The organism is Allorhizobium sonneratiae, assembly GCF_023700755.1.
Lineage (GTDB): Bacteria > Pseudomonadota > Alphaproteobacteria > Rhizobiales > Rhizobiaceae > Allorhizobium > Allorhizobium sonneratiae.
Genome location: NZ_JAMKOJ010000014.1, coordinates 20,989 through 33,889, shown reverse-complemented (window position 1 = coordinate 33,889; position 12,901 = coordinate 20,989). Strand labels below are relative to the sequence as shown.

At 61.0% G+C, this 12,901-nt stretch carries 10 protein-coding genes; 2 read left to right on the top strand and 8 right to left on the bottom strand.

From position 1 onward, the window contains the following. Positions 1 to 76: 76 nt before the first annotated feature. From NAC44_RS19970 to NAC44_RS19935, 8 genes are all read right to left on the bottom strand, one after another. Positions 77 to 1,831 carry a glycoside hydrolase family 15 protein gene (locus tag NAC44_RS19970; protein WP_250943331.1) on the bottom strand — a complete coding sequence of 585 codons (1,755 nt, stop codon included), beginning with the start codon at positions 1,829 to 1,831 and terminating at the stop codon, positions 77 to 79. Between the two features lie 36 nt (positions 1,832 to 1,867). Further along, entirely contained in the window at positions 1,868 to 2,851 is a 984-nt protein-coding gene (locus NAC44_RS19965) for an SDR family oxidoreductase (protein WP_250943330.1), read from the bottom strand. A 138-nt stretch (positions 2,852 to 2,989) separates the two neighbouring features. Continuing rightward, positions 2,990 to 4,636, bottom strand: a complete 1,647-nt coding sequence (locus NAC44_RS19960) for a GMC family oxidoreductase (protein WP_250943329.1) — start codon at positions 4,634 to 4,636, stop codon at positions 2,990 to 2,992. Then, positions 4,626 to 5,273, bottom strand: coding sequence for a gluconate 2-dehydrogenase subunit 3 family protein (locus tag NAC44_RS19955; protein WP_250943328.1), 648 nt, complete (start codon positions 5,271 to 5,273; stop codon positions 4,626 to 4,628). The genes NAC44_RS19960 and NAC44_RS19955 overlap by 11 nt, the downstream gene beginning before the upstream one ends. Beyond that, positions 5,270 to 6,226, bottom strand: coding sequence for a hypothetical protein (locus NAC44_RS19950; protein ID WP_250943327.1), 957 nt, complete (start codon positions 6,224 to 6,226; stop codon positions 5,270 to 5,272). The genes NAC44_RS19955 and NAC44_RS19950 overlap by 4 nt, the downstream gene beginning before the upstream one ends. Then, a complete protein-coding gene (locus NAC44_RS19945; RefSeq protein WP_250943326.1) occupies positions 6,226 to 7,320 on the bottom strand; it encodes an enolase C-terminal domain-like protein in 1,095 nt (364 codons plus the stop codon). The genes NAC44_RS19950 and NAC44_RS19945 overlap by 1 nt, the downstream gene beginning before the upstream one ends. Positions 7,321 to 7,323: 3 nt before the next feature. Beyond that, positions 7,324 to 9,108, bottom strand: coding sequence for a thiamine pyrophosphate-requiring protein (locus NAC44_RS19940; RefSeq protein WP_250943325.1), 1,785 nt, complete (start codon positions 9,106 to 9,108; stop codon positions 7,324 to 7,326). A 105-nt stretch (positions 9,109 to 9,213) separates the two neighbouring features. Next, complete coding sequence (locus tag NAC44_RS19935; RefSeq protein WP_338022110.1) at positions 9,214 to 11,484, bottom strand: FdhF/YdeP family oxidoreductase; 2,271 nt, start codon at positions 11,482 to 11,484, stop codon at positions 9,214 to 9,216. A gap of 94 nt (positions 11,485 to 11,578) precedes the next feature. Between NAC44_RS19935 and NAC44_RS19930 the strand changes: the two genes are divergently transcribed. Together NAC44_RS19930 and NAC44_RS19925 are read left to right on the top strand one after the other, a co-directional pair. Then, positions 11,579 to 11,800 (top strand): hypothetical protein, encoded by a 222-nt coding sequence (locus NAC44_RS19930; protein WP_250943323.1) that lies wholly within the window; start codon positions 11,579 to 11,581, stop codon positions 11,798 to 11,800. A 161-nt stretch (positions 11,801 to 11,961) separates the two neighbouring features. Beyond that, on the top strand, positions 11,962 to 12,756 hold the full coding sequence (locus tag NAC44_RS19925) for a response regulator (RefSeq protein ID WP_250943322.1): 795 nt from the start codon (positions 11,962 to 11,964) through the stop codon (positions 12,754 to 12,756). The last annotated feature ends 145 nt before the right edge of the window (positions 12,757 to 12,901 follow it).

Here is a 12,901-nt window from a genome sequence, read left to right as displayed (position 1 = left end):
TGAGGGCATCATGTGACCTGCCGGTTGCATGATGCCCGACATTCTCAGCCGGCCGCATCTGTTTTTCCGGCGCCATTCAGGCTGGACGCGAAAGAGCCAGTATGGCCTGACACAGGGCAAGATGGCTCAGCGCCTGCGGATAATTGCCGTTCAGGTGGCGGGACTGGGTGTCGTATTCTTCCGAGAGCAGACCGTTGGAACTTGTAATGCTGATCAGGGCATCGATCGCTGCCCTTGCATCGTCCGGCCGGCCCGCGGCAATACGGCATTCCGCAAGCCAGCCTGAACAGGCAAGAAATGCGCCTTCACCCTCTTGCATGTCGCTGACATGACGCCAGACGAGGTGATCTTTCACCAGCGTCCTTTCGATGCGCTCCAGCGTGCCCTTCATGCGCGGATCGCTCATCGGCAGAAAGCCGATCTTGTGCAAGAGAAGCAAGGAGGCATCGACCTCCGTTCCGCCAAAATAGGAGACGAAACTGTTCAGTCCCGGATTGAATCCTTCCTCGCAGATCGTTCGGTGGATCGTGTCCTTCAGGGCGACAAGCGTGCGCCGTCGCGCCGCAGACAGTTCATCCTCACCCCTGCCTTTCAGGAAACGGTCAAAGGCCACCCAGGCCATGGCTTTGGAATAGACATGATGGCGCGGTTCTCCGCGGCTTTCCCACACGCCCTGATCCGGCTCGCGCCAGATCATTTCCACATGCCGCATGACGGCGTGTTCGAGGTGGCGGCCCTGTTCAGTGCGCTTCATGCCGGCGCGTTCGGCCTGATGCAGCGTCGAAATCAGCTCTCCCCAGACATCGAGCTGCAACTGGCCCGCCGCCGCATTGCCGATGCGAACGGGCCGGGCGAAACGATAACCGGGCAGCCAGTCAAGTATGGCTTCATCCAGACGCCGCGACCCATCCACCCGGTACATGATCTTGATCTTGTCGGGTGCGCCGGCAACCGCTCGCAACATCCAGTCGCGCCAGGATTGCGCCTCTTGTAGATAGCCGCATTCGAGAAACACATTCAGGGTAAAGGCGGCGTCTCTCAGCCAGCAAAACCGGTAGTCCCAGTTTTTGGCTCCGCCCGGTTGTTCGGGCAGTGATGTGGTGGGGGCGGCGACGAGACCGCCGGTTGGCCGGTGAATGAGGCTGCGCAGCGTCAGAAGCGAGCGGCGCAGTGTTGCGTCATAATCCGGATGAACCGGCGCGAGATGGCTGAGCCAGTCGCGCCCATCCCGTTCGGCCTCCTTCAGTTCGGCGTCGATATCGATATCGATCGGCCCGCCATCGAGTGAGGATGTGTAGGACAGCACGAAATGGCTACGCTCTCCTGCTTTCAATGTGAAATCGCAGAGCAGGGTCTCCCCGTCGATGACATGGTTGCGATCTCCGTACAGCTGTAGCCGGTCGGGACCGGCATGGAGTTCAATGTCGTCCGGTCGCTGGACGATCCAGGGTGGCATATTGCCATAGTCGAAACGGAAAGCGGCAATGCTGCGCAGGGCGACTTCCCCTTCCACCCCCTCGATCAGGCGCACCAGAACCGGCATCGTCTTGCGGACCGCCATGAAATCGACGACGCGCACCTTGCCCCCCTGCGTCACGAATTCACTCTCGGCGATCAGCGTATCCTTGCGGTAGCTTTGCCGCTGCGCCAGAACCGGTTCCACAGGCGACAGGCTCCACAGTCCATGCCGCTCATCGCCGAGAAGGGCTGCACAACAGGCCGGAGAATCGAACCGCGGCAGACAGAGCCAATCGATCGAACCGTCCTTCGACAGCAAGGCGACCGTCTCTCCGTCACCGATCATGATATAGTCTTCAAGCGCAACCGTCATGGGCAGCCCATCCTCCGAAACCAGTTCGCAAAAGCCTCAGCGCCGGCGCAGCAGGCTGGCCGCGCCAAGGGTTGCTAAGATGCCGGCAAGGCCGAGAAAGGCGGCGCGGTGGCGTTCCGTGATCAGTTGCAGGCTGGCGGATTGCGCCTCCTGGCCGAAACGTCCATGGGCGCCATAATCACCCGCCACGGGTTCGAACAGATTGCCCGGCGCATCGGCGGCGCTTGGCTCCTCGCTCAACTGGCCGCTATAGCCGGCTTTGGCAAGATAGCGGTCAAGCAGGCCGGGTATGAGACTGTTGGCGAGGATGGTCTTGACGGTTGAAAAGCCGACCCAGACTTCCCGCCTGTCATGTTCGGCGGCAAAAAGAATGGCCCTGGCGGCCACCTCCGGCTGAAAGACGGGCGCGACCGGCCGTGCCTTTTTGCCCATCCGGTTGCGCGCCCAGTCGAATTGCGGAGTGTTGACGGCGGGCAGATCGACAAGCGTCAGCCGGATGGAAAGGCCGTCGTGATACAGTTCCGAACGCAGCGAATCGGTAAAGGCGCGCACGGCGGCCTTGGCCCCGCAATAGACCGATTGCAGAGGAATGGAGCGATAGGCGAGCGACGATCCGACATTGACGATGACACCGCGATTGACGGAACGCATATGGCGCAGTGCCGCCATCATGCCATGCACCTGGCCGAGATAGGTCACGCGGGTGCCGCGCTCGATTTCCTCAGGGCTCAGTTTTTCGACCGGGGCAAAGACCGTCGCCATCGCCACATTGACCCAGACATCGAGAGAGCCCAGCTCCCGCACCGTGCGTTGGGCCGCATCATCAACGGCGGCGGCATCCGCAACATCGGCCGGCATGGCAAGGGCACGCACCCCAAACGAGCGGACCGCCTGCGCCGCCTGTTCCAGACGGTCGGCATCGCGCGATAAAAGCGCAACGTCATAGCCGGCCCGGGCAAATTCCACCGCCGTTGCCCGTCCCACACCCGCACCTGCTCCGGTAATCATTGCGACTGGCATTGTCTCCTCCTTTTCAAATTCATTAAAGGAGGGTTTGTCCGGTTCGGATTGAAGCGGACAAACCCTCGATTGCTTGGTTTGCGTTGGTCTTGACCGGCAAACCCCGGATTTCACTCTTCTCGGGGCAACGCTTTAGGGTCAAAACTCACCCCGGCGGGCAAGGGTTCTGATGCGGTCGGCGGTGCGGCAGGCAATTGCCTGGATGGTCAGCGAGGGATTGACGCCGCCCACGGTCGGAAACACCGAGCCGTCACAGATCCACAGATTGGCTATGTCCCAGCTGCGGCAATCAGCATTGACGACGCTAAGCGCCGGATCGTCACCCATGCGGGCCGTTCCGTTGAGGTGGCAGGTATCGTCTTTTTCCTCCCAGATATCGGCTGCGCCGGCAGCCTGAAGCGACTGCCCCATGAAATCGAGCGCATGACGGATCAGCCGCCGGTCATTGTCGCAGAAGGAATAGGTCACCTTGGCGATGGGCAGGCCGTATCTGTCCTTTTCATCGGCCAGCGTCACGCGGTTGCGCTCCTGCGGCAGGCATTCACCGACGATTTTCAGCCCGGCCTGATGGTTATATTTTTCCATCTCGCGGGCCAGCGTTTCGCCCCACAGGCCACGTTCGCCTGACAGGGTTCTGGCCCAGGCGACCGGCAGGGGACCCTGGCTCATATAGGCATAGCCACCGAAGAAATCCTTGCCTGTGTCGGTATAGTTCCAGTGTTCGCTGATGGCGAGCGACGGCGGCCCCTTATAGGCGCGAATGGCTGCCTCCATCGTGCCCCAGACCGCCTGATTGGACTGGACCATCAGATTGCGGCCGACAAGGCCGGAACTGTTGGCCAGACCGTCGGGAAACATGTCGCTGGCCGAATTGAGCAGCAGACGTGGCGTTTCGATGGCATAGCCCGCCACCACGACATTGCGCGCCTTCTGAAACCGCCATCGACCTTCCCGATGATAATGGACCCCGGTGACGCGGCCGTTGCGGTCATGCTCGATGCGCCCGACCATGGCGAGATCGCGGATTTCCGCGCCCGCCTTCAAGGCGCGGGGAAGCCAGGTGACCAGTACGCTCTGTTTCGCATTGGTGGAGCATCCGGTGACGCATAGGCCGCGATAGACACAGGGCGGCGAGGCGCCTCGTGGAGCAGAGACGGTGGCAAGCGGCGTGGGAGCCCAGCCAACGCCCATGGCTTCGGCCCCTTTTGCCAGAACCAGCGCTGCGGCATTCAACTCATGCGGGCGGTAGGGATAGCGCCGTCGTTTCGGCCCCCAGGGATAGCGAACCGGGCCGGAAATGCTGAGCGCCGTTTCGACCTCGTCGTAATAGGACCACATCTCCCGCCAGTCGATGGGCCAGTCGGCCCCATAGCCCAGCAGGCTTCTTGCCTTGAACCATTCCGGGCGGAACCGGAGTGAGACCATGGCGAAATGCACTGTAGAGCCGCCCACCGCCTTGCCGCTGTTGTTGGAGCCGAGTTGCAGCGGCGTTTCGCCATCGACAATGCGCTCATCCGTCCAGTAGAGCTTTGACTGGTGATGTTCGTCCGAGGCAAAATCCTCAAGCGGGCGGAAATAGGCGCCCGCATCCAGCGCCACCACGGAAAATCCATATTCGGCCAGCTTGCAGGCAAGCGTTCCGCCGCCGGCCCCGGTGCCGACAATGACGAAATCCACCGCCTCGTCATCTCGATAATCCTGCATGGCAACCCATGCGCCGGGTTTGAAGACATCGGGAGCTCGACCGCCTTTTGCCCGCGGTTGTCGCATCGCATCATCGGACATCGGCATTCTCCCGCCGGGCCTGCTGCTCCTCACCCGGGCGCGCTTCCGCCGCCTCCCAGGGGTCGCGCCGGTCGAAACCCAGCCGCACATAGCCGCGCGGGCTGGCAGGACCGCCGAATCCGATCTCGTTCCAGCCATCCGGGAAGGCGTAATAGGCGGAGACAATATCGTGCAGCAGGCGTTTCTTGAAAAACAGCGGTGCAGGCATATCCCGCCACAGGTGAGAGCGTGCAGCGCCTGATGATAGCGTGCTTAAAAGCGCATCCTGCCGAATCGGACCCAGATCGGTGAATGATGCGTTCTCACAGAGTGCGGCTTCATCCTCGATGGCGTCCAGACCCTGCATCCATGCCCGCGCCATGGGCGGCAGGCGGCTGTCGCGATAACCTTCGGCGGCATCCGGTGTCAGTTGACGATCAATAAAGGCCGCAAGCGGCGTGGGGCGGGGCCGCACAGCGTTTTGCGGAATGATGCGGTCGCAGATGGCCATCAGCGTCAGGAACTGTCTTTCGCTCAGATGACGTCGCTCGAACCGGTCCAGCGCCAGCCGCTCATCGATGACGGCACGCGTCTTGTCGTTCCAGGACGGACCGTTTCGTTTGCGCAAAACGTCATAGCTGGGATACTTGTCCGTCATCCGTCTTTTCCCTCCATCAGCGACAGGGCCGCCAGGCCGGTCATGGCGATGCCGGTGAAACTGGGCGGGGCAGGTAGCGGCGGCCCCACCAGCAGGTTCTGCCGCCAGTTACGCCAGCCGCCCATGTTGCGGGCAATGCCATAGATGTGAAAACCGCTGCCGACGAAACCCAGTGCGGCGGTAAGCTTCAGGGCGCTGCGGGCCAGCCGGCGAAGCGCGTGGGCAGGCCGGATTACGCACGCCCCCAGAAGCAATGCAGCCAGGGGCGGTACTGTGACCGGCGCAAACATGACGCGGTTGTGAAAAGCGCCGCGAAAATGCAGAAGCGCTGCCTCCGCCACGGTTCCCATCAGACCGGCGCTGGCAATGGCGCCCAAAAGCTTTGCGCCGGGAAATCCTGCAATCTGAACAGGTGCATCCTTTTCCGTATCGCGGACCTTTTCCGCCGCTCGACCGTAACCTCCCGCTAAAAGCAGTGCCATCGGCGCGCCGATCGGCGCGGCATAGAACAGATTGTGCCATGACAGTCCGCCGGTTCGCTTCAGAACGTTCCAGCCGTGAAAGCAGAAACCGATCAAGCCGGTCAGTCCTGCCCCGGCATAGACGGTATCACGCAGGACATGGCGCTCGGGCCGACGGTCGAAAACCCCGGAAAGGCTTGCTGCCAGCGTCAGAGAGGTCACGGCAAGTGGCGTATACATCGCCTTGTTGCGGAAACTGCCGCGATAATGTTCGATAGCGCTGTCGGCCAGGACCGAAAAGGCCAGAATGGCGGCTGCTCCGTTCAATTGTCGGCCCGCCCTCAGCGGCGTTGCCGCCGCCTGTCCGACCGTTGCCGCCTTCAGCCTGTTATCCAGCACAATCAGCCTATCCTGAATCTCGGCCAGAAGATCGTCAGCTTTCGAGGCCGAAAGTCGGTGCGCACCGCTCTGCCTATGCCTGGGGCGTTTCATCAGATCCTGAACCTTTCACTCTCGTTTCGCCTCAGCTCCAGCCCATGTCCCGTGCGCGTGAGGTCGGTAAAGATCATGCCTTTTTCTGGTTCAGGCGCGCCGTCGAAGACCATCTGCTCGATGCGGACATGATCGTGAAACCATTCGAGATGGCGAAGGCGCGGCACGGTGAGCGCCAGATGCAGGTGGATCGAAGGCGCGCAATGGCCGGAAAGATCGAGATGGGCGCTCTCGCAGAGGGTTCCCATCGCGAGAAAACCGCTCACCCCGCCGCAGCGCGTGGCATCGGCCTGCAACACATCGACTGCGCCTGCCGTCAGCAGCCGTGTGGCATCGTCGCAGCTGTAGGCATATTCGCCGGCGGCAATTTCCATGGAGGCGGGTGCCTTGCCCCGCACGAAGGCAAGGCCTGCCGGATCGTCCGAGGTCACCGGTTCCTCGAACCATTTGATCTGATAGTCCGAAAGTCCGGTGGCAAAGCGCACGGCCTCGGCCGGGGTGAAGGCGCCATTGGCGTCGATGAAAAGATCGGCCCTGCCGATCGCCTCGCGCGCCGTGGCAATGCGATAGGGGTCGCGGGCAGGATCGGTGCCGACCTTCATTTTGACTGCACCGCAGCCGTCGCGTTCGACCCAACCGGCCAGTTGCCCGGCCAGTTGTGCATCCGAATAGGTGGTAAAGCCGCCGCTGCCATAGATCGGGACTGCCCGGCGCGCCATGCCCAGAAGGCGGCAGAGCGGCAGGGTGAGCGCACGCGCCTTGAGATCCCACAGGGCAAGGTCGATGGCCGAAAGCGCACAGGCTACCAGTCCGCCATGACCGTTGTTGCGCATCATTATCCGTAGCTTGCCCATCAGGGCGGGGATATCGTATCCGTCCTCGCCGACAATCGTGTCCTCAAGCGTGGCGAACAGGCGTGCGCAGGCTGCATCGGCATAGGTATAGCCCATGCCCTCGACGCCCGATGCCTTGATAAAAACCACGATCAGCGTGGTCGCGTTCCAGGTCAGCGTGCCGTCTGCTTCGGGCGCGTCGGTCGGTATGCGCAGGACCGTATAGTCCAGCCGTTCGATGATCAGGGTGGCCTGTCCCATGGCTTAATGTCCGCCCGGCCAGAAAGAGCCGAACAATTGGCGGGCGGTGCCGGTGATGATCCCCGTTTCCCGGCTGTCGCCCTTGAGCAGGGTTTCGGTGATTTTCTTCATCTGCTCGAAGGTGATATGCGGCGGCAGCGGCGGCACTTCAGGATCAGTCTTGACCTCCAGCACCACAGGCCGGTCAGCGGTCAGCGCCTCGTCCCATGCAGCGCCGAGCTGGTCCGGCCTGTCGACGTAAAGCCCCTTCAGCCCGATCAGTTCGGCAAAGCGGTGATAGGGAACGTTGGGAATGCCCTGCGAGGCATCAAAGCGGGGATCGCCCTCCATCACCCGCTGCTCCCAGGTGACCTGATTGAGATCTTCATTATTGAACACGCAGATTACGAAGCGGGGATCGCTCCACCGTTTCCAGTATTTGGCCACGGTGATCAGCTCTGCCATATTGTTCATCTGCATGGCGCCATCGCCGACCAGACCGATGACGGGACGATCGGGATGGGCGAATTTTGCGGCAATCGCGTAGGGCACAGCCGCGCCCATCGAGGCGAGCCCGCCCGAGAGCGAAGCCTTCATGCCGCGGCGGATCTTCACATCGCGGGCAAACCAGTTGGCGCAGGAGCCGGAATCGCTGGTGATGATGGCGTGATCGGGAAGCCTGGGCGACAATTCCCACGCCACACGCTGAGGATTGACGGGATTGGCGTTTACCATCGCACGCTCCTCCAGCACTTTCCACCAGCGGGCAACGTTCTTTTCCACGGTGTTGCGCCAGCCGCGCGGCTTCTGATGCAAAAGCGGAAGCAGGGCTTTGAGCGTTTCGGTCGCGTCTCCGACGAGATTGACATCCATGGGATAGCGCAGCGACAGCATGCTGGGGGTGATGTCGATCTGCACGGCCTTGGCCCGGCCTTCCTCGGGGAAGAATTCCGAATAGGGAAAGCCTGAGCCGACCATCAGCAGTGCGTCGCAATCCTGCATCAGATCCCAGGAGGGGCCGGTGCCGAGAAGGCCGATGGAACCTGTCACCCAGGGCAGATCGTCCGGCAGCACGGCTTTGCCCAGAAGAGCTTTCGCCGCCCCGGCATCCAGCCGGTCTGCCACGGCGATCACTTCATCGGTGGCATTGAGCGCTCCGGCCCCGACCAGAAGCGCCACCCGTTCGGCTCCGTTGAGAATATCGGCGGCGGCCTGAAGGTCTTCGCCATGGGGAAGGGTGCGGGCCGGGCGGAAGCCGACGCCGGAATGGACCGTGCCGTGTTTGCGCGGTGGCTCCTGATAGGGCAGGTCCTGAAGATCATTGGGCAGGATGAGCGCCGTCACCGTGCGGTTTGCCCGGGCAATCCGCACGGCCCGGTCGACCAGATGGCGCACCTGCGCGGGGGCTGCGGCCTGCTGGACGAAGTCACCGGCCACATCCTTGAACAGCGACTGAAGATCGACTTCCTGCTGGTAATGGCCTCCGAGTGCGGTTCTGGCTTGTTGGCCGACAATGGCGAGAACCGGTTGATGGTCGAGGCGGGCATCGTAAAGTCCGGTGATCAAATGGGCCGCACCTGGGCCGGAGGTGGCGATGCACACACCGATATCGCCGGTAAACTTCGCATAGGCAGACGCCATGAAGGCCGCCATTTCCTCATGACGAGTCTGGATGAATTCTATTTTATCCCCGGCGCGGTTGAGAGCGCCGAAGACGCCGTTGATGCCGTCTCCGGGATAGCCGAACATGCGGCGAATGCCCCATTCATGCAGCCGACCGACGACGAAGTCACCGACAGTTTTTGCCATCTCTGTCTCCCTGTATCATGGTCATGCGGTCGTAACCGGATATGGAGGGCGATGTTCCAGGCGTGTCAGGAACATAAATGTGATCGTCAACCGACCGGTCTGGCCTTACGCAATGATGCGTACGGGAACGGCCTTGGAAGCGGGTGTCTTCGATTGCCGGTCATGATGGGAAAGCGGGATGAGGGCGTTGAGCTCCGGATAATAACCGCCGACACAGCCGATCGGCAGATCGAAGGGCAGGACGGTCAGTCCGTCCACCCGTCGTTCGATGCCGTCTTCGGCATCGCTGACCAAGGCGACGATCTGGCCTCGCTGAAGATTGAGCGCCTGCATCTCGTTCGGATGGATCAACAGCACATCACGCGTGCCGGTCACACCGCGCAGCCGGTCGTCATAGCCATAGATGGTGGTGTTGAACTGATCGTTGCTGCGCATCGTGATCAGCCGGTAGCGGCCTTTTCTGTCGGCAAAACCCGTGGCCGACAGCATGTCCGGCGTGGTAAATTCCGCCCGTTCGCTCGGGGTTTTCCAGATGCGCTCGCGCGCACTGTTGCCGCGATAGAAACCGCCGGGGGTGAACATGCGTTTGTTGAAATCGTGAAACATCTCCGGATAGGTTTTTTCGATCAGGTCGCGCACGACGCCGTAATCGCCCACCCATCTGTCCCAGTTCACCTTGGGGTTCGGCGGCAGGGTTGCCTTGGCGATGCCCGCGACAATCGCCAGCTCCGATAAAAGATGGTCGCTTGCGGGAGGACGTTTGCCGATCGAGCCATGGATGCAGCTCAGACTGTCTTCCATCGTCACCGTCTGCGGCCCGCCTTCCTGCCGGTCTTCCTCGCTGCGGCCGAGACAGGGCAGAAGATAGGCGGTTTCGCCGTTGATCAGATGGCTGCGATTGAGCTTGGTGGCAATCTGTACGGTGAGCTTGAGGCGACGCCAGGCCTCTTCCATGGCCTCACGCTCGGGAATGGCGCGGACGAAATTGCCGCCCAGCCCGACAAAGGCCTTGACCTTGCCGGATAAAATGGCCTCGCAGGCCTCCACCGTATTGAGACCCTTCTGCCGGGGCGGCTCGAAATCGTAAAGCGCGGCCAGCGTGTCGAGGGGCACAAGCTCCGGTTTTTCGGAAATGCCGACCGTGCGCTGGCCTTGCACGTTGGAATGGCCGCGCACGGGAGAAATCCCGGCGCCGTCGCGGCCGATATTGCCCTTGAGCAGCAGGAGATTGACCAGCATGGCAATATTTTCAAAGCCATGGACCTGTTGGGTCAGGCCCATGCCGTAAATGCCGATGACCCGTTCCGCTTCGACATAGACCTGGCCCGCCGCTTCGAGATCGGCGCGCGCAAGGCCGGATTCCCGCTCGATATCGGCCCAGTCCGTCTCTTTGACCCTCTGCGCGAAAGCCTCGAAACCATGGGTATGGCGGGCGATGAAATCGTGGTCGAGCACGCTTCGGCCCTGCTGTGCGGCTTCGTCTTCCTTCGCCAGAACATGTTTGCACAGCCCCATCAGCGCCGCGATGTCACCGCCCGCCTTGACCTGAAGATACTGGCAGGAAATCTGCGTATCCTTGCCCGTCAGCATCTCCACCGGGTTTTGCGGATTGACGAAGCGCTCCAGCCCCTTTTCCCGCACAGGGTTGAAGGTCACGATGCGGCAGCCGCGTTTTGCTGCCGCCTGAAGCGGATGCAGAAAGCGCGGACTGTTGGAGCCGGTATTCTGCCCGAAGAAGAAAATCGCATCGCAACTGGAAAAATCCTGATAGACGCAGGTACCGACCGAGGAGCCGATGACCTTTTTCAGACCGACCGAGGTGGTCTCATGGCACATGTTGGAACTGTCGGGAAGATTGTTGGAGCCATAGAGGCGGGCAAAGAGCGCATAGCAATAGGCGGTTTCAAGGCTTGCCCTGCCGGAGGTGTAAAACACCGCCTCCTCGGGCGCCATGGCGCGCAAAGCCTCGCCAATGGCGGCAAAAGCCTCCTGCCAGGAGCAGGGAACGTAATGATCGCTCGCCCTGTCATAGCGCATGGGATGGGTCAGCCGCCCTGCCTGTTCGAGATCGTGATCCTTCCAGCTGCGCAACTCGCTCACACTGTATCGGGTGAAAAAATCCGGTGTGCAGCGCCGCGTCGTCAGCTCCCACAAGGTGGCCTTGGCGCCGTTTTCGCAAAATTCAAAACTGTGATAATCGGCAGGCTTGGTCCAGGCGCAGGAGACGCACATGAAACCGCCGGGCTTGTTCTGCCGCATCAGGGTTTCGGTCACCGCCGGGCTGTCCCATTCCTTGCCGAAAATTCTGGCAATGCCCTTGAGCGATCCCCAGCCGCCAGCCGGGCCGTCATAGCGTATGGTGTCGTCATCCGTCATGCGGACCTCCCATTCCATTTTGTGCACATTTTTGTTTTTGCAGCGCTTTTCAGGCGCGGCCTCCCGAAAGGGGCTGCGGTTGCGGGAGGAAGACATGCGTCAAACCAAAGACCTGAGCGCGTCAATTGGGTTCCATCACATCTGGAGACCGACCGACGGCATCCGGACCGACACAAGGCAAAGCCGCTTCTCTGCCGCTGTCGTGAATAGCCGCGTGCCGATTTGGCTTGCCGTTCATCGCTACCCCGGGCAAAACATGGGAGGCAGGAGGAAGTTCCATGTCCAGCTTTACAAATATCTGCGTCATGACAGGTGAAGCCGCAGCAGCAAAAGCATAGGAGCGTCAGGCAAAGGCGCGAATCAGGCCAAGACGCGAAACGGAAAAAAAGAAAAAATGAGTGTGCGGCGGAACCTTTTACGCCGATCTGCATTAAAGACTATATTTATGCAAGGTTACGTCAAAACCGGAGAAATCGCATGTCCCTTACCTCCCGTGTCGCCGCACATCTTCCCTATCTGAGGCGATATGCCCGCGCCGTTTCCGGTTCGCAGACCTCCGGCGATGCCTATGTGGCGGCTGTTCTTGAGGCGCTGATTGCCGATCTGTCGATCTTTCCCGCCGCCAGCAATGACAGGGTCGCGATCTACAAGCTCTTCGTGCAGATCTTTTCCTCCACTCATGTCGATATCCGTCCGATGGAGACGCCCTACGCCTGGGAAAAGCGCGCCACGGCAAATCTGTCGCGGGTTCCCACGCTTGAGCGTCATGCCTTTCTGCTCACCAGCGTCGAGGGCTTCACCGCCGAAGAGTCCGCAGAGGTGCTCGATGTCAGCCACGAGAGCTTCCGTGACCTGTTTGCCCGCGCCACACGGGAAATTTCCCGTCAGGTTGCGACCGATATCATGATCATCGAGGATGAACCGCTGATTGCGCTCGATATCGAGCAGATGGTCGAGGATTTGGGCCACCGGGTCACCGGCATCGCAAGAACCCGCACGGAAGCCGTAACGCTTTACGAAAAAAGCAACCCGAAAATGATTCTGGCTGATATCCAGCTGGCAGATGGCAGTTCCGGCATCGACGCGATCAATGATATTTTGAAAATCGATAGCGTGCCGGTGATCTTTATCACCGCCTTTCCCGAGCGGCTTCTGACGGGTGAACGGCCGGAGCCGGCCTTTCTCGTGACCAAGCCGTTCAATCCCGACATGGTCAAAGCACTGATCAGCCAGGCGCTGTTCTTCAATGAACAGGCTGTCGTCGACGCCTGAGCGGGAGCCTTTCCGGTCTTTTCTTCCGAAATCTTCGGCGTCTTTTTGCGCTTTGCAAAACGCCGGAGGCAGTGGAACCGAAATGACCGCCACGGATTATCCCAGGCAGGGAGCCGAAAGAGGAAGACGGCTTCGCTGCCGGCGC